This is a genomic window from Streptomyces sp. NPDC048172 (assembly GCF_043202595.1).
Classification (GTDB): domain Bacteria; phylum Actinomycetota; class Actinomycetes; order Streptomycetales; family Streptomycetaceae; genus Streptomyces.
Genome location: NZ_JBIDAT010000001.1, coordinates 85009 through 105149, shown reverse-complemented (window position 1 = coordinate 105149; position 20141 = coordinate 85009). Strand labels below are relative to the sequence as shown.

Here is a 20141-nt window from a genome sequence, read left to right as displayed (position 1 = left end):
ACCGCCCTCCGTGAACGCGTGCACAATCGCCGTCGTGGCCCCGTCAGCACACCGCCCGGTGGGGTCCGGCGCACACCGCGAAGAGCGCGGTCACGGTGGGCCGCTGGCCTTCCCGGCGCCCTCGGGCGTACGGCGGGGCGAGGGGTAGCGGCGTACGGAGAGCGCCATCACCGCGACGGTGACCAGACCGGCGGCGCAGGCGACCGCCAGGAGGCCGGTGCCCCCGGAGGCCTCGACCGTGCCGCCGCCGACGGCGCCGGCCAGCGCGATGCCCGCGTAGAGCCCGCTGGTGTTCAGCGCCACCGCCTCGGTGGCGGCTTCGCCGCCCATGTGCAGGGCACGGGCGTTCATCGGAGGGTTGTTGCCCCATCCGGGCACTCCCCACAGCACCAGCACCGCGCAGACCAGCCACACCGGCGCCGCGCCCCGCGCGATCCCGCCGACCGCCAGCAGCACCAGGGCGGCCGCCACCACGCCGCCGAAGGCGGCCAGCAGGGTGCGGTCCACGCCCCACCGGTCGGTCAGCCGTCCGCCCAGCACGGTTCCCACTGCGCCCGAGACGCCCACGACCGCGATGAAGACGCCCACGTACTGGCCGCCGGTGCCGGTGAGATCGTGGGTGAGGGGGGCCATGTAGATGTAGGGCATCAGCCCGCCGCAGGCCGCGAGCATCGTGCCGAGCACGCAGAGCAGCACCGGGGGACGGCGCAGCAGACGCAGCCGCTCGGCCACCCCGGCCACCCGGGTGCGGGGGATCCGGGGCATCGTCAGCGCCGTGACCGCGAGGGCCAGGCACGTGAGGGCGCCCACCGCGACGAAGGTGGCCCGCCACCCCGCCACGCCGCTCAGCCACGAGCCGAAGGGCACGCCGACCACCAGCGACACGGTCAGCCCCGCGGCCACGGTGCCGATCGCCCTGCCGGTGCGCTCCGGCGCGGCCAGTCGCCCGGCGACCGCGAACGCCGCGGGCGAGAGCGTGGCGGCCACCAGCGCCGCCGCCACCCGGAGGGCCATCAGCGTCCCGAAGGAGGGCGCCAGCGCCGTACCGAAGTTGACCGCCGCGAACACCGCGAGCCCTCCTACGATCAGTGCCTTGCGCGGCACCCGCCCGGTGGCCACCGCGAGGACCGGGCAGGCGAGCGCGTAGGTGAGCGAGAACGCCGTCACCAACTGGCCCGCGGCGCCCTCGCTCACCTTCAGGTCGGCGGAGACCGCCGGGAGGATCCCGGCGATGATGAAGTCGTCGGTGCCGATGACGAACGTCGTCAGCAGCAGGGCGAACAGCCAGCCCGAGGTGCGCGGGGCGGGATCCGTGGGCCGGGCGGGATCCGTGGACCGGGCGGAACCCGGGGGCGGGGCAGGCGTGACCGGCGCGGCGCCGGGGGTCCCGGCCCGCGCTGCGGCGCTCCTCATCAGTCCTCGCCCTCCACCACCGGCACCGGACCGGCGGGCAGCGTCTCGTCGATGTGCCGGGCCAGCCGCGCCCGGAGTTCCTGGAGCGCGGCGATCCGCTCGTCGAGCGTGGCCAGCCGCGCCCGGGTCAACTCCTCGGCGGTGTAGTGCGACTGCCGCAGCGGCACGTCCAGACAGCCCTTCTCCAGGGCGGGACGGACGTCCTCCAGGGTGAGCCCCACGTCCAGCGCGTCCCTGATGTTCGCGGCCCGTACGGCGTCCAGCCGGTCGTACGCGCGGTACCCGTTCCCGGCGCGCTGCGGGGTCAGCAGCCCCTGTTGCTCGTAGTAGCGCAGGGACCGGGGGCTGACGCCGGTGAGGTCGGCCAGCTCCCCGATGCGCATCTCGCTCTCGTTCACCATGGTGCGGACGGTAGAACCCTGACACGGGCGTCAAGGTCAAGCCTCCCGGGCGGACTCCGCGCGAATCGGGAGGAACGTCTGACACGGCACCCCGGACCCAACACACTGGGCACATGCGGGACTACAACGAGCAACCGTCGACGCCGGATCACCTCACGATTCACGTGACGCACCGCGACGACCCCGTCTCCCAGGTCACCGAGCTCGACGCGTTCCACGGCGGGCGGCGCTATCCGAACATCCTTGTCCGGGGCCCGCTGTTCGGGTGCGCGGTGCAGACGCCGGAGGACCGGCGGGGCCGGTCGCGGTGGCGGCTGCTGGGCGAGCTGGACACCGGCTTCCCGCAGGACGCGCGCGACGACCTGAACTCCTCCCTGTGGCTCCGCGCCAAGGACGAGGCGAAGGACCACCGCGAGCGGCGCCGTCTGCTGGACGGCGTGGCGCGGCTGGAGAAGGAGCGGATCGACGAGCTGTCCGTGGGCGACGACCGCTACCGGATCGTGCGGGCCGACGAGTTCAGCCGGATCGGCGACGACGCGCTGGAGCCGCCCCGTCCCACCGACCGGCCCGAGGACGACCACTGGGACCTGGAGGCGCGGGACCCGCACTCCGACACCGCCGGGTTCCTGGTCGACCACGCCGCCGAGGTGCAGCTCACGGAGGGGCTGGAGCGGCTCGGCCTGCGCGAGCACGTCTACACCTCGGAGCGCTTCCCGGCCGACGTCCTCGCCGACTCCCGGCGGGCGCTGCGCAGCCATCCCGGGCTGGTGCTGCTGCCCCCGGCGTTCCGGGTGCTGGAGCGGGAGGCGGGGTCCTGGACGATGTTCCTGGGCAATCAGTTCCCCACGCCGCAGGCGGCCCGCCGCGCGCTCGTCGGCCACTTCACGACGTCGGTGCCGATGCTGATGCGGGAGATCCCGGACTGGAAGCCCGACTTCCCGGAGAAGGACGTGCCCGTCTACGCGAAGGCCGCCGAGCGGTTCATGCGCCGGCCCGGCGGCAACGAGCTGCGCGCGCGGGGGCGTACGTTCCAGATCGTCCGCGTCGAACGGATGATGCGCGTCGGCCCCGACGGCCCCGAACCGCCCCGCCCCTCGGACCAGGACCACCAGGAGCCGACGAAGATCCGCCCCACGATGGACGAGTGGGGGAACATCTCGTACGACGACTGACGCCGCCCCGGCCGCCGACCCGCCCGCCGCCCCGGCTACCGGCTACGCGCGGGGCGCGACCTTGGCGATGCCGTTGATGATGCGGTCCATCGCGTCGCCGCCCGTCGGGTCGGTGAGGTTGGCCAGCATCTTGAGGGTGAAGCGCATCAGCATCGGGTGCGAGAGGCCGCGCTCGGTCGCGAGCTTCATGACCTTCGGGTTGCCGATCAGCTTCACGAAGGCCCGACCCATGGTGTAGTAGCCGCCGTAGGTGTCCTTGAGGACCTTGGGGTAGCGGCGCAGGGCCAGTTCGCGCTGGGCCGGGGTCGCGCGGGCGTGGGCCTGGATGATGGTGTCGGCGGCGATGAAGCCGGACTCCATGGCGTACGCGATGCCCTCGCCGTTGAACGGGTTGACCAGCCCGCCCGCGTCGCCGACGAGCAGCAGGCCCCGCGTGTAGTGCGGCTGGCGGTTGAAGGCCATGGGGAGCGCGGCGCCGCGGATCGGGCCCTTCATGTTCTCCGGGGTGTAGCCCCAGTCCTCCGGCATGGAGGCGCACCAGGCCTTGAGGATCTCGCGCCAGTCCAGCTCGCGGAAGGCGGAGGAGGAGTTGAGGATGCCGAGGCCGACGTTGGACGTGCCGTCGCCCATGCCGAAGATCCAGCCGTAGCCGGGCAGCAGCCGGTCCTGCTCGCCGCGCCGGTCCCACAGCTCCAGCCACGACTCCAGGTAGTCGTCGTCGTGCCGGGGCGAGGTGAAGTACGTCCGTACCGCGACGCCCATCGGCCGGTCCTCGCGGCGGTGCAGGCCCATCTTGAGCGAGAGCCGCGTGGAGTTGCCGTCGGCCGCGACGACGACAGGTGCGTGGAAGGTGACGGGCCGCTTCTCGTCGCCCAGCTTCGCGTGGACGCCGGTGATCCGGCCCGTACGGTCGTCGAGCAGCGGCTCACCGACGTTGCACCGCTCGTAGAGCCGGGCGCCCGCCTTCTCGGCCTGGCGTGCGAGCTGCTCGTCGAAGTCGTCGCGCTTGCGGACCAGGCCGTAGTCCGGGTAGCTGGCCAGCTCGGGCCAGTCGAGCTGGAGCCGCTGGCCGCCGCCGATGATGCGCAGCCCCTTGTTGCGGAGCCAGCCCGCCTCCTCGGAGATGTCGATGCCCATCGCGACGAGCTGCTTGGTCGCGCGCGGGGTCAGCCCGTCGCCGCACACCTTCTCGCGCGGGAACGCGGTCTTCTCCAGCAGCAGCACGTCCAGGCCGCTGCGCGCGAGGTGGTACGCGGTCGTGGAGCCCGCCGGACCCGCACCGACGACGATGACGTCCGCGCTGTGCTCGGACGAGGGCTTCGAGTGGATATCGGCCACGAGTGCTCCCGCGTCGGTGACTGGCTGGCTGGCTGCTGACTGACTGACCGCTGCTGCTGACTGACTGGGTCGGTGCTGACTCCGCAGTCTAAGGGCGCATTCCGGGCAGCCCTCTCCCACCCCCGGCCGACGCGCTAGCTCGCGGGTTCCTGCCAGGTGTCGAGCGCCGTCTCGAAGACGATGTCCTTCTTGTTCTCCTCGCCCTCGAAGACGCGCCGCTCCGCGTAGATGCTGTACTCCGTGCCGTCGTCGGCGACGTACGCCTGGTCGATCGCGTGGATCGTACGTCCCGATTCGTCCGAGGTGTACGTGAACTCCCAGCGGGCGCCCGCCTTCCCGTGGAAGGTGTTGCGGCGCATCTCGATCCGCTCGTAGTCGTCGCGCTTCTTCGCCTTCTCCTCCATGGAGAGGAAGTTGTCGTACGAGGTGTACCCGGCGTTCTCGATGACGCCGACCCGCAGATAGTCGCCGCCGGTGGGCTGCACGTAGTCGATCTGCGTGCCGCTCACCTCGCGCTGCCAGCCCTCCATGACGCCGACCCGGAACCCCTCGGGGTCGTCGACCATGGCGAAGCCCTGGGGCAGGTCGGAGTCGGTGGCGGAGCCCGAGGGGGAGTCCGAGGGCGAGTCGGAGGAGGCGGAGGGGTCCGGGTCCGGATCCGCGCTCGCGTCCGGCCCCTCCCCCTCGCCGGACTTCCCGGCTCCGGCCTTGCGCTCCTCGGCGTTCCGCGCCGTGTTCCCGCCGTCCTTGCCGTTCTTCCCGCCGTCCCCGCCGTCGGAGAAGAGCAGCACGCCGCCGGTGATCGCGCCGCCCACCAGGAACGCGGCGAGAATCAGCGCCGCCCACTTCAGCGCGGGCCCGCGCGAGGGCGGTTCGCCGCCGGGGGCACCGCCCTGGCCGAGCTCGTAGGTCGGAGTGTCGAACGGCGAGGCGGCGGCGGGTGCGGCGGGTGCGGCGGGCGCGGCAGAGGCCATGGGGGTCACAGGGGCCGCGGGGGCCGCGGGGGTCACAGGGGACACGGGGGCCACCGGGGACGCGGGCGCCGTCGTGGCGCCCTTGCCCGCCAGCGTCAGCAGCCACGGCACCAGCAGCACCCCGCCGAACGACCACAGCAGGGCGAAGAGCAGCATCTCCGCGCCCGAGGCGCCGCCCTCGGCGGACATCGAGGCCGAGTCGCCCGTCGAGCCGTAGCCGTCACCGAGGCCCGGTGAGCCGCCGCTCCCCTCGTGGAAGTTCGCCTCCATCCGCAGCCCGCCGAGCCCGACGAGCAGCAGGACGGCGACGACGAAGAAGGCCCCGGCGAGGAGCTGTTCGCGGCGGTCGGCGTGGCGCCGGGCGGCGAGGGCGCCGAGGATCAGCGCGCAGGCCAGGCCCCCGACGATGGTGCCGGTGAGGGCCCAGCCGCCCGCGGCGTCGGCGAGCTCGCCGTAGCCGAACGTCTCGCGGCCGATGTCGAACTCCGGCACGTTCCACTTGCCTTCGAGCGGCGCGCCCCAGGCCAGCGCGAGGGCCATCGCGCCGAGGTTGGGCAGGAGCACCAGCAGGCTGAACCAGCTCTGGCCGTCCATGTCCCCGGAGTCGGCCTCGGCCACCACGACGATGCCCGCGACGACCGAGGCCAGCGCCAGGACGAGCACGAGTGCGAGCAGCGCGGTGCGCAGCGCGCCGACGGCCATCCGCGGCCCGGGCGCGGGCCGCGCCGCGAGCCAGTTGTCGGTCTCGCCGCGCGCCATGACCACGGCGGCGACGACGGTGGAGAGCAGGAACGCCCACAGCAGCGTCAGCCCCGGCGCGGAGCCCAGCTCGAACCCCTCGTACGAGGGACGCGCGTACAGCCCCAGCGCGAACGCGCCCGCGCCGCACAGCAGTCCGACGCGCAGCGCGCTCTCAAGACCGCCGCCGTACCGGCCCGCCGCCTGCTCGCGGCGCCGCGCCCACCGCCCGGCGATCACCAGCGCGGCCACCCACAGGGCTGTGGACAGATACGGGACGAACGAGAGCGAGCCCTCCCCCGCGACGCTCTGCCCGCCGATCGGATCGTCACCGTCGGCGGAGACGGTGAACCCGCCGCCGACGCCCTGGAGCAGCAGCGCGAGCACGACCCGCATCCGGTCGCCCCAGCCGACGTCGAGGTCGTCCAGGTCCTCGGTCGAGAAGAGCCCGAACGCGGACGCCGCCACGAACACGGCGATCAGCGGCCACATCGCCACCCGCGCCGAGGTCACCCAGTCCCCGGTGAACGCGCGCGAGAGGAACGCCCCGACGGGCGAGGGCGCGGCGGTCGCGGGGGCGTACGCGGGCGGCGGAGCAGCCGCGGGCGGCGGCGGGGTCGTCGGAGGCGGAGGCGGAGGCGGCGTCTCGGGCCCCCGCTGATGGCCGCAGCCCATGCAGAAGCGGGCCTCCGAAGGAAGCGAAGTGCCACATTCCGGGCATGGGGACGACATGAGCGCTCCGTGGTCGGGGAGTGGGGACGGGATCGCGGGTGCCGCAGGTGTTACCTACGACACACGTGACCCGTACATGGTTCCCACGAAGCAGTGCCCTGTGAAGCGGAGTTACTTAAGTGCAACCGGGCGTCACGCCGCCGGCTTGTACCCCCGGTGGAGGGCGACGATGCCGCCCGTGAGGTCGCGCCAGGCGACGTGGTTCCAGCCCGCGGACTGGAGGCGGCGGGCCAGTTCGGCCTGCTCGGGCCACTCCTGGATGGACTCGGCGAGATAGACGTACGCGTCGGGCGCGCTGCTCACCTTCCGGGCGACCGGCGGCAGGGCGCGCATCAGGTACTCCTCGTAGACCTTGCGGAACGGCCCCCAGGTCGCGTGGCTGAACTCGCAGATCAGCACGCGCCCGCGCGGCTTCGTCACGCGCAGCATCTCCTTCAGCGCCCCGTCGACGTCGCGGACGTTACGCAGGCCGAAGGAGATGGTGACCGCGTCGAAGACGCCGTCGGCGAAGGGCAGCTTCGTGGCGTCGCCCGCGACGAACGGCATCCAGGGCAGCCGCCGCTTGCCCTCCGCCAGCATGCCCGTCGAGAAGTCGCACGGCACCGTGTACGCCCCGGCGTCGGCGAACGGCAGCGACGAGGTGCCCGTACCGGCCGCGAGGTCGAGCACCTTCTCGCCTGGGCGTGCGTCGATCGCCTGTGCGACGGCGCGGCGCCACAGCCGGGACTGGCCGAGCGAGAGCACGTCATTGGTGAGGTCGTACTTCGCGGCCACGTCGTCGAACATCGCGGCGACTTCGTGCGGCTTCTTGTCCAGGGTTGCGCGCGTCACGGTCGGTCCGGGTCCATTCAGTCGGCTCAGTTGGCGTCGATGAGGGTGAGCTCGGGGTGCGCCGTGCCGCCCTCGATCGCGGTCGAGGAGAGGTGGGAGACGACGCGGTCGTCCACCGGGTCGTTCGCCGGGTCGTCGTGCACGACCAGGTGCTCGTACGTCGTCGCGCGCTGCGCGGGAACGCGGCCCGCCGTGCGGATGAGGTCGATGATCTCCATCCGGTTCGAGCGGTGCTTGGCGCCCGCCGAGGAGACGACGTTCTCCTCCAGCATGATCGAGCCCAGGTCGTCGGCGCCGTAGTGCAGCGAGAGCTGGCCGATCTCCTTGCCGGTGGTGAGCCAGGAGCCCTGGATGTGCGGGACGTTGTCGAGGAAGATCCGCGCGATGGCGATCATGCGCAGATACTCGAAGATCGTCGCCTGCGTCTGCCCGCGCAGCTTGTTGTTCTCCGGCTGGTAGGTGTACGGGATGAAGGCGCGGAAGCCGCCCGTACGGTCCTGGACGTCCCGGATCATGCGCAGGTGCTCGATGCGCTCGGCGTTGGTCTCGCCGGTGCCCATCAGCATCGTGGACGTCGACTCGACGCCCAGCCCGTGGGCGATCTCCATGATCTCCAGCCAGCGCTCGCCGCTCTCCTTGAGCGGCGCGATGGCCTTGCGGGCGCGGGCGGGCAGCAGCTCGGCCCCGGCCCCGGCGAAGGAGTCCAGGCCCGCCGCGTGGATCCGGCGGATCGCCTCCTCGGCGGAGACCCCGGTGATCCGGGCCATGTGCTCGACCTCGCTGGCGCCCAGCGAGTGGATCACGAGCTCCGGGAACGCCTTCTTGATCGCGGAGAAGTGCTCCTCGTAGTACTCGACGCCGAAGTCCGGGTGGTGGCCGCCCTGGAACATGATCTGGGTGCCGCCCAGCGCGACGGTCTCCTCGCAGCGGCGCAGGATGTCGTCCAGCTCGCGCACCCAGACCTTGTCGCTCTTGGGCGCGGCGTAGAAGGCGCAGAACTTGCACGCCGTCACGCAGGAGTTGGTGTAGTTGATGTTCCGCTCGATGATGTACGTCGCGATGTGCTCCGTGCCCGCGTAGCGACGGCGGCGCACCGCGTCGGCGGCGGCGCCCAGCGCGTGCAGCGGCGCGGAGCGGTAGAGGTCGAGAGCTTCCTCGGCGGTGACACGCCCCCCGTCCGCCGCTCGGTCGAGAACGGACTGCAGGTCGGCGTTCGACGCGGGCTGTGACACCGGCGCTTCCCTCCAAACGTGGCGGACGCGGCGGAGACGGACATCTCACCCATCTCACCGCTTTGCAGCGACCGGACCAGCCTACGCCAGCCCTTTACTCGATCTTCCGGAGCGTCCCCGAGGGCCCGTTCCCGACCGCCGCGACAAAGCGCAGCGAGCCGTCGCCGCGCAGCGTGAAGGTGTCGCCCTTGCTGTTCCCGGCGCAGAACGGGGAGTCCTCCTCGGCGACCGAGTTCATGGTCAGCTTCTTGCCGCGCACGGAGTCCAGCTTCCAGTACCCCTTGCACCCCACACCGGCGATCTTCGTTCCGCCCGTGGCGACCTTCTCCCCCGGCTTCCCGTCCTTGATCGTGATCGTCATGGTGCCGCCGGGCGTCCCGCTCTTGAAGGTCACGGGCCCCTGCCAGGTGCCGAGGAAGTCCTTCATCCCCTGCCCGCCCCCGTCGGATGGCGGGCTCGCCCGGGGCGGCTCGGCGCCCTGGTCCTTGGCCCCGCCCCCGTCGCCGAGCGGCAGGAGGAAGTAGGAGCTGAGCACGGCGGCGACCGCGAAACAGGCGAACGAGACGACCACCGTGCAGCTCACCTTGCGGCGCCGCTTCTCCGGCGGAGGCGGCTCCTCCGGCGGCTTCGTCGCCGGTTCCGGGGCCGCCGATGCCGGGGCCGCCCCCTGCCCGTACGAGGGGTCGGGCGGCCCGAAGCCCGCCGAAGCGGAGGAGGCGGGCACGGCCGAGGACGCGGGCGCGGGCCCCTGCGAGGACTGCGTGAAGGGGACCGGCCCCGAGTGGCCCCTGTCGGGCTCGGGCTCCAGGTCGAGCAGCTCGACGGCGCGGCGGCCCACCTGCTCCACGAGCGGCGCGGGCAGCCAGCCGGAACGCACCAGTCCGGAGGCGCCGCCCGCCGTCCCGGCCAGCGCGCTAGCGAGCTCTTCGGGCGTCGGGCGCCCCGCGGGGTCCTTGGCCAGGCAGCGCGTGACCAGCTCGCGCAGCTCGCCCTCCAGGCCGTCGAGCTCGGGCTCCTCGTGCACGACCTTGTAGAGCAGCGCGGCCGAACTGTCGCCCGGGAAGGGGGCCTTCCCCGTCGCCGCGTACGCCAGCACGGCGCCCAGCGAGAAGACGTCCGAGGCCGCCGTCGTGCCCTTGGCGAGGACCTGCTCGGGCGACATGTACCCCGGCGAGCCGATCGAGACGCCGCTGGAGGTGAGCGAGGCCGTGCCGTCGGTGGCCCGCGCGATGCCGAAGTCGATCAGCCGGGGGCCGTCCACGGTGACCAGCACGTTGGACGGCTTCACGTCGCGGTGGACGAGCCCGAGCCCGTGCACATGGCGCAGCGCCTCGGCGAGCCCGGCGCCCACGGCCCGTACGGTCGTCTCGGGCAGCGGCCCGTACTCCTCGACGGCCTGCGTCAGCGAGGGGCCCGCCACATAGCCGGTGGCGACCCAGGGCACGGGCGCGTCCGCGTCGGCGTCCAGCACCGGCGCTGTCCAGCCCTCGCCCACCCGCCGCGCGGACTCGACCTCGCGCCGGAAGCGGCGCCGGAACTCCTCGTCGACGGCGAAGTGCGGATGGACGGCCTTGACCGCGACCGTACGGCCGCTCCCGGAGCGGGCGAGGTACACCCGGCCCATGCCCCCGGCACCCAGCCGCCGCAGCAGACGGTAGGCGCCGAGCGCGGGCGGGTCGTCGGGTTCGAGCGGCTGCATGCGGACGTCCCCCCAGCTCTGACCACAGCCCTGGTGTGCCCGACCAGCTTAGGGGGCGCCGCGCGAGGCGCTCAGCCCTCGCCGTCGAGCAGGTCCACCCGTACGTCCGAGGGGAAGCCCGCCGACTCCCCGGCCCTGCGGGCGAACTCGGAGACGCCCTCCAGCTGCCGCGCGCCGAAGCGGAAGTCGAGGGTGGTGAAGTACCGCTCCAGCACCGGCGGCTCGAAGACCTCGTAGCGCGCGGCGTGCTCGGCGACCTTGTCGATCTGCTCCAGGGAGAGGTCGCGGGAGGAGAGGAAGGCGCGGTGCACCTCGCGCACGGTCTCCGGCTCGCGCTCCAGGAAGTCGCGGCGCACGGCCCAGACGGCGAAGACGAACGGCAGCCCCGTCCACTCCTTCCAGAGCTGGCCGAGGTCGTACACGTACAGCTCGTTGTCGGGCAGATGCCGCAGGTACGCGCGCAGGCCGACGTCCCCGATGACGACGGCGGCGTCCGCCTCCTTCATCATCCGCTCCAGGTCGGGCGCGCTCGTGTAGTACTCCGGCTCGACGCCGAACCGCTCGGAGAGCAGCAGCTGCGCCAGGCGTACGGAGGTCCGCGAGGTCGAACCCAGCGCGACGCGCGCTCCGTCCAGCTCCTCCAGCGGGCGGCGCGAGACGATCTCGCAGGACATCACGTCGCCGTCGCAGCCGACCGCGATGCCGGGGAGGGCGACGAGGGACTCCGCGTTCCGCAGATACTCGACGAGCGTCACCGGGCCGATGTCGAGGCTCCCGTCGATCACGTACTCGCTGAGCTTCTCCGGGGTGTCCCGGGTCAGGTCGAGGTCGAGCAGCGTGCCGGTGTGCACGAGGCCCCAGTAGAGGGGGAGGCAGTTCAGGAACTGGATGTGCCCGACGCGGGGGCGGGAGCGCGGGGTCCTCGGTTTCGCAGTCACCCTCCGGAGAGTACGCCCCGGTCTGTACGGTCCTGTGCGGGGTCCCCCGGAGGCTCACCGGAGGTTCCACGGAGCCCTTGTGGCCGCCCGCGCAAGGGCCCGGGCACGTGATCTTCAACCCTTCCCCGGCCGGAGCCACCGTGCTAGGCTCGCCGCAAGTTGCAGTTTGGTTTCCCTTGCAGTACAGAGCCTGCGGAGCGCATGTGACCGCGGGCTCTCGTCAGTTCTCAGAGACTTCTTCGCGGGTTCTGGAACAGGGCAACCCTTATAGGCCCAAGGAGGGCTTATGGCTACCGGAACCGTCAAGTGGTTCAACGCCGAGAAGGGCTTCGGCTTCATCGCCCAGGACGGCGGCGGCCCCGATGTCTTCGTTCACTACTCCGCGATCAACGCTTCTGGTTTCCGCTCGCTTGAGGAGAACCAGATCGTGACCTTCGACGTCACGCAGGGCCCGAAGGGCCCGCAGGCGGAGAACGTCACCGCGCAGTAATTCTGGAAAAGCAGTACCCAAGGAGCCCCCGCCGACGGCGGGGGCTCCTGCCTTTTCCGGTGGGCCGGGCCGGTTCGGCCCGAGTTCAGCAGCCCTGCTCGTAGCCGGTGATCGCGGCGACCTTCTGGGCCGAGGCCGAGTTCTCGTCGAAGTGCTGGTCCAGCCACTCGTCGACGAGGGTGCGGGCCAGCTCCAGGCCGATCACGCGCTGCCCGAGGCAGAGGACCTGCGCGTTGTTGCTGAGCACGGAGCGCTGGACGGAGTAGCTGTCGTGCGCGGTGACGGCGCGTATGCCGGACACCTTGTTGGCGCTGATGGCGACGCCCAGCCCGGTGCCGCAGATCAGCAGCGCGCGGTCGGCCTCGCCGTCGGCGACCCGGCGGGCGGCCTCGACGGCCACGTGCGGGTAGGCGGTGTGCTCGTCGCTGCCGACGCCGACATCGGTCACCTCGGCGACGCGCGCGTCGCCCTTGAGGTCGCGCTTGAGGGCTTCCTTGTACTCCAGGCCCGCGTCGTCGCAGCCGACGACGACTCGAAAGGGCTGTGCGGTGGTCATGACGGGTCAGCCTCCCAGCGGGGTCAGGGCGTTGAGGACGAGGGCGAGCGAGGTGGCGCCCGGGTCGGGGGTGCCGACGCTGCGCTCGGCGAGGGGGCGGGCCCGGCCGAGCTTCGGCCGCAGCTCCGCGGTGGCCTCGGCGGCCGTACGGGCCTCGCCAGCCGCGGCGGCGAAGGCGGCGGCGGGCTCCTCGCCCGCGCCGGTCCCCCGCGTGAACGCGGTCACGAACGGATCGAGCGCGTCCACCAGCGTCTTGTCGCCGGGCTCGGCCCCGCCGAGCGAGGTGACGGCGTCGAGCGCGGCCCGCGCGCCCGCCCCCCACTCGGCGGGCTCGGGGGCCCGGTCGGCGGGCAGCCCGGCGCCGAGCGCGCGCAGGGCCGCGCCCCACAGCGCCCCGGAGGTGCCGCCCGCCTCGGCGGCCCACGCGTCGCCCGCTGCGGCGAGCAGCGGCGCGGGCGCGACACCTTCGGCGTGCGCCGTCTCGGCCGCCGCGAGCGCCGCGTCGACGCCCTTGCACATGCCCCGGCCGTGGTCGCCGTCCCCGGCGACCGCGTCGAGACGGCCGAGCGCCTCCTCCTGCTCGTGCAGCACGGTGTGCGCGGCGCGCAGCGCCCGTACGGCCGTCGCCGAGGTCTCCGCCGCGGCGCCGGTGGCCAACTCCAGGGCGGAGGGGGCCGCGGCGGCACGGGGCTCGGGGGTGGTGGCCCGTGCCGCCGCGACCGGTCCGTCCGCATGCGTGAGCCGGCCCCTGCAGAAGGCGGGGGTGTCGGCGGGCGCGAGCCACAGCCGCTCCAGCTCGTCGTCCAGCCAGGTCAGCGTCAGGGAGCAGCCCGCCATGTCGAGGCTGGTGACCAGCTCGCCGACCTCGGGGCGTACGGGCTCCAGGCCCGCGTCGGCCAGCAGCCGCGCGACGGTGCCCCAGACGACGTACAGCTCCTCGTACTTGGTGGCGCCGAGCCCGTTGAGGATGACCGCGACGCGGTTGTCGGTGACGCCTTCGGGGCGTTCCGCGAGCAGGCCCTCGACCAGCGTGCGGGCCAGTTCCTCGGCGGACGTCAGCGCGCTCTCGCTGACGCCGGGCTCGCCGTGGATGCCGAGGCCGAGCCCGAGTTTGCCCTCGGGGACGGTGAAGAGGGGCTCGCGCTGCCCGGGGAGCGTGCAGCCCGCGAAGGCGACGCCGAGGGTGCGGGTACGGGCGTTGGTGTGCTCGGCCACGCGTACGACCTCGTCGAGGTCCGCGCCCTCCTCGGCGGCGGCCGAGGCGGTCTTGTAGACGGTGAAGCCGCCCGCGATGCCGCGCCTCTTGGCGAGATCCTCGGGGGGCGCGCTGGCTATGTCGTCGGTGACGGCGAACGTACGTGCCGGTGTCCCCTCGGAGGTCAGCCGCTGGGCGGCCTGGCCGAAGTTCATGACGTCACCGGCGTAGTTGCCGAACATGAACAGCACGCCCGCGCCGGTGTCCGCTTCGCGGCCGACCGAGTACGCCTGGGCGGCGGAGGGCGAGGTGAAGACGTTGCCTATGACGGAGCCGTCGGCGAAGCCCTCCCCCACTACGCCGCAGAACGCGGGGTAGTGGCCGGAGCCGCCACCTGTGAGGACCGCGACCTTGGCTCGCGGGCTCTTCTGTGCCCTGACCACTCCGCCGTGCACGGCCCGTATGTGCTCGGGGTGCGCCGCCGCGAACCCGGCGACCATGTCCTCGGCGAACGTCGCCGGGTCGTTGAACAACCTGGTCATGAGTGAACTCCAAGTCTGAGCAGCGGCTGCCAAGGGGCTGCCCCTTGCGGTGCGTTGCAGAGTGCCGGTGCGCCGTAGCCGCCCGCGCAGTTCCCCGCGCCCCTGACGGGGCACATCCCATGCCCGGAACAGCCCCACCACGCGCGATCGCGCCCACGCGGCGGAGCCGCACATCGGCACAGCCCCGCGCCCCTGACGGGGCACCTTTGCTCTGGCCTGCTCACCAGTTCTCCCTCGCCACCGCGAGCGACCGCAGGTACTGCGCGTAGCCCTCGTCGTAGAAGGAGAGGGCCTCCTCGTCGGCCCGGACGACGTGAGGGGGCGAGCCCTCCGCACGGGCCTGGACGCCCAGGGACTCCCAGGCCACCCGCGCCGCGCCGCGGATGCCGACCGCGTCGTCGCGGACGTACAGGTCACGGCCGAGGACGCCCGCGAAGATGCGGCCCCACTCGCCCGAACGGGCCCCGCCGCCGCAGGCGGTGACGGACGCGGAGACGCCGAGCGTCTCCAGGCAGTGGCGGGCCGAGTACGCGACGGACTCGCACAGGGCCCGGACCAGGTCCGCGCGGCCGGTCAGCGGCGAGAGCCCGTCCAGGCGGCCTCGTGCCCGCGCGTCCACGAAGGGCGCGCGTTCGCCGCTGGTGGAGAGGAAGGGGAGCGCGGTGACGCCGCCCGCCCCGTACGGCGACTGGGCCAGCAGCGCGTCCAGTTCCTCGATGCGCACGTTCAGCATCTTCAGCAGCCAGTCGAGGCCCGCCGTGCCGATCATCGCGGGCATGACCTTGAGGTACCGGTCCTCGTACGGGGTCGCGAGGACCATGCCCGCGGCCTCGTCGCCGCCCGCGCCGCCCGGCGGTGTCGGGTCGTCGGAGAGGACCTGGCACGCCAGGGTCGTACCGATGATCATGTGGCCCTGGCCCGGCTCGCTCAGCCCGGAGCCGAAGCCGCAGGCCGGGATGTCGAACGGGCCCGCGCTGACCGGCAGTCCGGAGGGCAGGCCCAGCTCGGCCGCGGCCTCGGGCAGCAGCGGGAAGAGCGCGCCGCGCGGCGCCGGTTCGGCCAGGAGCTTGCGCCAGGCGCCGAGCCCGCACAGGTCGAGGGCGCGCTCGTCGTACGTACGCGAGACGACGTCGAGGAAGGGGACGGACGCGTCGGAGGCGTCGACCGTCCGTTCGCCGGTGAAGCGCTGCACGATCGCGTCGACGCAGTACCCGGCGGTCTCGGCGCGCTCAAGGCGCTCCGGCTCGTGCTCGGCGAGGTACGCGAGCAGCGGACCGGCGGAGCCGGGGAAGAGCCCTGCTCCGGTGCGGGCGTGGACCTCGCGCGCGACCCCGTCGGCGACCCAGCGGTCGAGCACGGGCGCGGCGCGGCCGTCCATCCAGGACAGGGCGCGGCCGACCGGGCGGCCCGCCGCGTCGCGCAGCCACAGGCCGTCGCCCTGCCCGGTGAGGGCCAGGGCCTCGACGGGCTCGTCCGGGTCGAGCGCGGCGGCGTCGGCGACGGCGGCACGGACGACCGTGACGACCGTGCCGACGACCTCGTCCAGGTCCTGCTCCACGCGGTTGCCCGGGAGGGTGTAGACGGTGCTGCGGGCCTCGTGCGCGGGCCCGGTGCGTCCGTCGCGCGCGATCAGCTGGGCCTTGGTGACGGAGGTGCCGACGTCGACCCCGACGATCATGACTCCCGTCCTCCCCCGAGCGCCTCCGGGTTGGCGACGTGGCGCAGCGGCTCGCCGCGCAGGAAGCGCGCGGCCTCGCCCGCGGTGATCGCGGCGGCGCGGTCGGCGGTCTGCCGGGTGGCGCCCGCGAGGTGCGGGGTGGTGATGACGTTGGGCGCCTGGTGCAGCGGCCAGTCGGCGGGCGGCGGTTCGACGTCGTAGACGTCCAGGGCCAGGGCGCCCAGGTGGCCGGAGCGGAGCATGTCCGGGAGCGGCGCGTAGTCCATCAGCTCGCCGCGCGCGGAGTTGACGAGGACGGCGCCCTCGGGGAGGAGGGCGAGGTTCGCGGCGTTGAGCATGTGCCGGGTCTCGGGGGTGACGCGGGCGTGCAGGGAGACCACGGAGCTGCGGCGCAGCAGGTCCTCCAGGCCGGTCAGTTCGACGCCGTCGGCCTCGGCCTTCGCCGGGTCGCAGTACGGGTCGTGGACCAGGACGCGGGAGCCGAACGCGTTGAGCACGCGGGCCACGATCGAGCCGATGGCGCCGTAGCCGACGAGGCCGACGGTGGTGCCGTCCAGCTCGATGCCCGCGTTCCCGATCGCGTAGTAGTCGCCGCGCCAGACGCCCTTCTTCAGCTCGGCGTCGGAGGAGGGGATGCGGCGCAGCGCGGCGAGCATCAGGCCGAGCGCGAACTCGGCGGCCGCCGCGGCGTTCCGGCCCGGGGTGAAGGTGACGGGGATGCCTGCTCTGGTGGCCGCCTCGACGTCGACGTTCACGGGGCCGCCGCGGGCGACGCCGATCAGCTTGAGGTTCGGCGCCTTCTCGATGACCTCGGCGGTGAAGGGCGCCATCTGGATGAGCGCCACCTCCGCGTCGCCCAGCGCTTCGAGCAGCTCCTCCTCGGTGCCGCTGGCCTCCTTGACGTTCCCGACGGGGCCGAAGGGGGTGAGCGGCCACGGGGTGGTCTGGGTGCGGAAGTCCAGCGCGATGCCGGGCGCGGCCTCGCGCAGCGCGTCGACGAAGAGCTGGGGGGCGATGAAGTGGTCGCCGGAGGCGAGGACCTTGCGCGCGTCCGTGCTCATGCGCGGGCACCATCCTTGAGCTTGGTGAGCAGATAGCGGCGTACGTCGGCGTGGTCGGCGGCGACGTGCGCGGAGCCGGCGAGGGCGTCCTCGGCCGGGGGGTAGGTGGGGTTGGGGATGGCGACGACCGTCATCCCGGCGGCCGCGGCGGCCCGCAGCCCGTTGCTGGAGTCCTCGACGGCCAGGCAGTCGGCGGCCGGGACGCCGAGCTTCTCCGCGGCGGCGAGATAGACGTCCGGGCTGGGCTTGCCGCGCGGCACCTCGGCGCTGGAGACGGTGGCCTTGAAGTGGTGGTCGACGGAGTGGTGCGCGAGCACCGCGTCGATGACCCGGCGGGGCGCGGAGGAGGCGAGCGCGATCGGGCCGAGGGCCGCGGAGTCGGTGACCATCTCGCGGGCGCCGGGGAGGAGGTCGATCTCACCGTCCTCCAGCGCCTTGATCATGCCGTCCACGACGGTCCGCTCGGTGTCCGCGGCGCTGTCACCGGCGCCCGCGAACTCGGTGAGGAAGGCGGCCCACTCGGGAGCGCTCATGCCCTGGCAGCTCTTGGTCTGCTCGGGGCCCCACTGCTTGCCGCGGTCGGCGGCGAACGCGGTCCACAGGCCCTCCCAGAGGTGCTCGCTCTCGACGAGCACTCCGTCCATGTCAAACACCACTGCATCGGCCACGGCCGGTACTCCTAACATCGCTGTCTCAGCAAATTAACACCCAATCTGTTAGTTGTCACCGCCCTCCTGATACCGGCGTGCGCCTCTCCGGCCCCCAGGGGGCAAGATGGCCCGTATGACCGCCCAAGGATCCGGATCCGCACGCGCCACGCGCCAGAAGCGCCAGCAACTGATCGTCGACCACGTGCTGGCCCAGGGGGACGCCACCGTGGCGGAGCTCACCGAGCTGACCGGCGTGAGCCTGATGACGGTGCACCGGGACATCGCCGAGCTCGCCGACCGCGGCATCCTGCGCAAATACCACGGCGGGGTCTCGGCCCAGCCGTCCACCGTCTTCGAGTCCAGCTCCGACTTCCGGCTGCACGCGCACTCCGACGAGAAGGGCGCGCTGGCCCGCGAGGCGCTCGGCTTCCTCACCCCCGGCATGTCCCTGATGCTGGACGACTCGACCACGGCGCTGGCGCTGGCGAAGCTGTTGCCGCAGGTCGGGCCGTTGACGGTGGTCACGAACTACCGCCTGATCACGGAGGAGCTGCGGGCCGCGGACGACATCAGGCTGATCCTGGTCGGCGGCGAGTACTCGCGCACGCACGACTCCTGGATCGGGCTCTCGGCGCTGGAGATGATCAAGAGCTTCTCCGTCGACGTCACGGTCGTCTCGACGTCGGCGATGACGTCCGAGATGACCTTCCACCAGGAGCAGGAGATCGTCGCGATCAAGCGCGCGATGCGCGGCGCCGGGGCGCTCAGCGTGCTCCTGATGGACCACAGCAAGGTGGGGCGCAGCGCCCTGCACCGCCTCGACCCGGTCGCGTCCTTCGACCACGTGGTGCTGACCGGGCCTGTGGACGAGACGGTGCTCGCGGACATGCGCAAGCAGACGGACGTACGACTGGTCACGACCTGACACTGGTCACGGATTAACAAAAGTCGTCGTTACCTTTAACACAGCCCTTGATATTTATCGCGGCCAGGCTGAGTATCCCTGGTGCAACCTGCTTACCTCAGAGTGGAGGCCGCGATGCTGCTGGATCGCATAGGGCTGCCGAAGACCCTGGTCCTCGGCTATATCGGCGTACTGCTGTTCATGATCGGCGACGGTGTGGAGAGCGGCTTCATCGCTCCGTACATGGCCGACAACGGCGCGGGCACCGACGTCAGGGCCGGATACGTCATAACCGTCTACGGCGTCGCCGTCATGCTGGCCTCCTGGTTCTCCGGGGCGCTCGCACAGGTGTGGGGCCCCCGCAAGGTGATGTGGGTGGGCCTGGTGATCTGGGCCGTCTTCGACGTCGCCTACCTGGTCTTCGCGCTCGGCACCGAGAACTTCACGCTGATGCTGATCTTCTACGGCATCCGCGGCTTCGGCTATCCGCTCTTCGCCTTCGGCTTCCTGGTGTGGATCACCGGCACCGCGCCCAAGGCCCGGCTCGGCACCGCCGTCGGCTGGTTCTACTTCGCCTTCACCGGCGGCCTGCCCACCCTCGGCTCGCTCTGGGCCAGCTTCACCATCCCCGCGCTGGGCAAGATGGGCACCCTGTGGACCGGGCTCGCCCTGATCGTCCTCGGCGGCGCCGTCGCCCTCGTCGGCGCGGGCAAGCGGCCGGGCGGCGAGCGTCTCGCGCCCCCCGAGGTCACGACGGCCGAGAGCCTCAAGAACAGCGTCTCCATCGTCAGGACCCACCCGCGCGTCCTGGTGGGCTGCCTGGTGCGGATCATCAACACCGCGCCCCAGTTCGGCATGCTGGTCTACCTGCCGCGGATCTTCTCCGACGACGTGGGCTTCGGCACCGACAAGTGGCTGCAGCTGCTCGCGATCATCTACGGCACCAACATCTTCTTCAACCTGATCTTCGGCGCCGCCTCCGACAAGATCGGCTGGCGTACGACGATCGCCACGTTCGGCGCCCTGGGCTGCGCGATCAGCGTCACCACGCTCTACTTCGTCCCGACCTGGCTCGGCCCCGACTACTACTGGGTCGCCGTCATCGCGGGCATGCTCTACGGCGCCACCCTCGCGGGCTTCGTGCCGATCTCGGCGCTCATCCCCTCGATGGCGCCGGAGAACAAGGGCGGCGCGATGGCGCTGCTCAACCTGGGCGCGGGCGGCGCGACGTTCGTCGGCCCGGCCGTCGCCAGCCTCTTCCTCCCGCTGGTCGGCGCGGGCGGCGTGACGATCGTCTTCCTCGCCCTCTACCTGGTCGCGATGGTGCTGACGTTCTTCCTCAAGCTCCCCGAGGAGCGCGGCGGTCCGGCCCCGGAGGACGCGGACACGCCCAGGAAGGGCGACGACGCCTCGCCGGAACCGGCCACGGCACCCGCCTGAGCCCTGCCGCTCTCTGCCCTTCCGCTCTCTGCCCCGCCCTCCCCTGATCGCGGGCCCGGTCACACGGATGACCGGGCCCGCTCCCGTGTTGTCACATCTGTGCGCCCCGTCCCGTCCTAGGGGTGGAGAGTGCACGGCACGGTGCCGCGCACGACCC

The 20141-nt window shown here is 72.6% G+C and carries 18 protein-coding genes and 1 pseudogene; 5 read left to right on the top strand and 14 right to left on the bottom strand.

The genetic code is table 11. The features are described 5' to 3' along the window. Positions 1-90: 90 nt before the first annotated feature. Both ACGF3A_RS00485 and ACGF3A_RS00480 read right to left on the bottom strand, forming a co-directional pair. Positions 91-1413, bottom strand: a complete 1323-nt coding sequence (locus ACGF3A_RS00485) for an MFS transporter (protein ID WP_393724291.1) — start codon at positions 1411-1413, stop codon at positions 91-93. Further along, entirely contained in the window at positions 1413-1814 is a 402-nt protein-coding gene (locus ACGF3A_RS00480) for a MerR family transcriptional regulator (RefSeq protein WP_393724289.1), read from the bottom strand. The genes ACGF3A_RS00485 and ACGF3A_RS00480 overlap by 1 nt, the downstream gene beginning before the upstream one ends. Before the next feature lie 113 nt (positions 1815-1927). Between ACGF3A_RS00480 and ACGF3A_RS00475 the strand changes: the two genes are divergently transcribed. After that, on the top strand, positions 1928-2986 hold the full coding sequence (locus ACGF3A_RS00475; RefSeq protein WP_393724287.1) for a DUF5954 family protein: 1059 nt from the start codon (positions 1928-1930) through the stop codon (positions 2984-2986). 42 nt (positions 2987-3028) lie between these two features. On the opposite strand, the gene ACGF3A_RS00470 is transcribed toward ACGF3A_RS00475, so the two are convergent. Beyond that, positions 3029-4315: a geranylgeranyl reductase family protein gene (locus ACGF3A_RS00470; protein WP_393727057.1), complete on the bottom strand. Its 1287-nt coding sequence runs from the start codon at positions 4313-4315 to the stop codon at positions 3029-3031. Positions 4316-4458: 143 nt separating this feature from the next. After that, entirely contained in the window at positions 4459-6549 is a 2091-nt protein-coding gene (locus ACGF3A_RS00465; protein WP_393727232.1) for a hypothetical protein, read from the bottom strand. Positions 6550-6559: 10 nt separating this feature from the next. On the opposite strand from ACGF3A_RS00465, the gene ACGF3A_RS00460 reads away from it, so the two are divergent. Next, positions 6560-6697, top strand: a complete 138-nt coding sequence (locus ACGF3A_RS00460) for a hypothetical protein (RefSeq protein ID WP_393727230.1) — start codon at positions 6560-6562, stop codon at positions 6695-6697. Positions 6698-6699: 2 nt separating this feature from the next. On the opposite strand, the pseudogene ACGF3A_RS00455 reads toward ACGF3A_RS00460, so the two are convergent. From ACGF3A_RS00455 to ACGF3A_RS00435, 5 genes and pseudogenes are all read right to left on the bottom strand, one after another. Next, positions 6700-6768 (bottom strand): annotated as a pseudogene (locus tag ACGF3A_RS00455) (zinc-ribbon domain-containing protein); the annotation flags it as partial. A 132-nt stretch (positions 6769-6900) separates the two neighbouring features. Next, positions 6901-7599 carry a demethylmenaquinone methyltransferase gene (locus ACGF3A_RS00450; RefSeq protein WP_393724285.1) on the bottom strand — a complete coding sequence of 233 codons (699 nt, stop codon included), beginning with the start codon at positions 7597-7599 and terminating at the stop codon, positions 6901-6903. Positions 7600-7625: 26 nt separating this feature from the next. After that, complete coding sequence (gene mqnC / locus ACGF3A_RS00445) at positions 7626-8831, bottom strand: cyclic dehypoxanthinyl futalosine synthase (protein ID WP_393724283.1); 1206 nt, start codon at positions 8829-8831, stop codon at positions 7626-7628. A 94-nt stretch (positions 8832-8925) separates the two neighbouring features. Next, positions 8926-10530, bottom strand: coding sequence for a serine/threonine-protein kinase (locus ACGF3A_RS00440; protein ID WP_393724281.1), 1605 nt, complete (start codon positions 10528-10530; stop codon positions 8926-8928). Between the two features lie 71 nt (positions 10531-10601). Next, positions 10602-11468: a menaquinone biosynthetic enzyme MqnA/MqnD family protein gene (locus ACGF3A_RS00435; protein ID WP_393724279.1), complete on the bottom strand. Its 867-nt coding sequence runs from the start codon at positions 11466-11468 to the stop codon at positions 10602-10604. A gap of 286 nt (positions 11469-11754) precedes the next feature. Between ACGF3A_RS00435 and ACGF3A_RS00430 the strand changes: the two genes are divergently transcribed. Further along, positions 11755-11958: a cold-shock protein gene (locus tag ACGF3A_RS00430; protein WP_180931495.1), complete on the top strand. Its 204-nt coding sequence runs from the start codon at positions 11755-11757 to the stop codon at positions 11956-11958. Positions 11959-12043: 85 nt separating this feature from the next. On the opposite strand, the gene ACGF3A_RS00425 is transcribed toward ACGF3A_RS00430, so the two are convergent. The 5 genes from ACGF3A_RS00425 to ACGF3A_RS00405 form a co-directional block, all read right to left on the bottom strand. Then, positions 12044-12514 (bottom strand): ribose-5-phosphate isomerase, encoded by a 471-nt coding sequence (locus tag ACGF3A_RS00425; RefSeq protein ID WP_393724276.1) that lies wholly within the window; start codon positions 12512-12514, stop codon positions 12044-12046. A 6-nt stretch (positions 12515-12520) separates the two neighbouring features. Then, a complete protein-coding gene (locus ACGF3A_RS00420; protein WP_393724274.1) occupies positions 12521-14251 on the bottom strand; it encodes a dihydroxyacetone kinase family protein in 1731 nt (576 codons plus the stop codon). 220 nt (positions 14252-14471) lie between these two features. After that, the gene (locus ACGF3A_RS00415; RefSeq protein ID WP_393724272.1) at positions 14472-15929 is read right to left on the bottom strand and encodes an FGGY family carbohydrate kinase; all 1458 of its coding nucleotides are present in this window, start codon (positions 15927-15929) and stop codon (positions 14472-14474) included. Then, positions 15926-16990: a 2-hydroxyacid dehydrogenase gene (locus tag ACGF3A_RS00410; protein ID WP_393724270.1), complete on the bottom strand. Its 1065-nt coding sequence runs from the start codon at positions 16988-16990 to the stop codon at positions 15926-15928. The genes ACGF3A_RS00415 and ACGF3A_RS00410 overlap by 4 nt, the downstream gene beginning before the upstream one ends. Further along, positions 16987-17658, bottom strand: a complete 672-nt coding sequence (locus ACGF3A_RS00405) for an HAD family hydrolase (RefSeq protein WP_393724268.1) — start codon at positions 17656-17658, stop codon at positions 16987-16989. The genes ACGF3A_RS00410 and ACGF3A_RS00405 overlap by 4 nt, the downstream gene beginning before the upstream one ends. A gap of 115 nt (positions 17659-17773) precedes the next feature. On the opposite strand from ACGF3A_RS00405, the gene ACGF3A_RS00400 reads away from it, so the two are divergent. Together ACGF3A_RS00400 and ACGF3A_RS00395 are read left to right on the top strand one after the other, a co-directional pair. Further along, complete coding sequence (locus tag ACGF3A_RS00400) at positions 17774-18565, top strand: DeoR/GlpR family DNA-binding transcription regulator (RefSeq protein ID WP_393724266.1); 792 nt, start codon at positions 17774-17776, stop codon at positions 18563-18565. Between the two features lie 114 nt (positions 18566-18679). Continuing rightward, positions 18680-19984 (top strand): MFS transporter, encoded by a 1305-nt coding sequence (locus tag ACGF3A_RS00395; protein ID WP_393724264.1) that lies wholly within the window; start codon positions 18680-18682, stop codon positions 19982-19984. Positions 19985-20141 lie beyond the last annotated feature (157 nt).

Coding starts and splice junctions, on each gene's coding strand:
- ACGF3A_RS00395 (WP_393724264.1), top strand. CDS start 18,680: ATGCTGCTGGATCGCATAGGGCTGCCGAAGACCCTGGTCCTCGGCTAT.
- ACGF3A_RS00410 (WP_393724270.1), bottom strand. CDS start 16,990: ATGAGCACGGACGCGCGCAAGGTCCTCGCCTCCGGCGACCACTTCATC.
- ACGF3A_RS00475 (WP_393724287.1), top strand. CDS start 1,928: ATGCGGGACTACAACGAGCAACCGTCGACGCCGGATCACCTCACGATT.
- ACGF3A_RS00430 (WP_180931495.1), top strand. CDS start 11,755: ATGGCTACCGGAACCGTCAAGTGGTTCAACGCCGAGAAGGGCTTCGGC.
- ACGF3A_RS00480 (WP_393724289.1), bottom strand. CDS start 1,814: ATGGTGAACGAGAGCGAGATGCGCATCGGGGAGCTGGCCGACCTCACC.
- ACGF3A_RS00420 (WP_393724274.1), bottom strand. CDS start 14,251: ATGACCAGGTTGTTCAACGACCCGGCGACGTTCGCCGAGGACATGGTC.
- ACGF3A_RS00440 (WP_393724281.1), bottom strand. CDS start 10,530: ATGCAGCCGCTCGAACCCGACGACCCGCCCGCGCTCGGCGCCTACCGT.
- ACGF3A_RS00425 (WP_393724276.1), bottom strand. CDS start 12,514: ATGACCACCGCACAGCCCTTTCGAGTCGTCGTCGGCTGCGACGACGCG.
- ACGF3A_RS00415 (WP_393724272.1), bottom strand. CDS start 15,929: ATGATCGTCGGGGTCGACGTCGGCACCTCCGTCACCAAGGCCCAGCTG.
- ACGF3A_RS00400 (WP_393724266.1), top strand. CDS start 17,774: ATGACCGCCCAAGGATCCGGATCCGCACGCGCCACGCGCCAGAAGCGC.
- ACGF3A_RS00485 (WP_393724291.1), bottom strand. CDS start 1,413: ATGAGGAGCGCCGCAGCGCGGGCCGGGACCCCCGGCGCCGCGCCGGTC.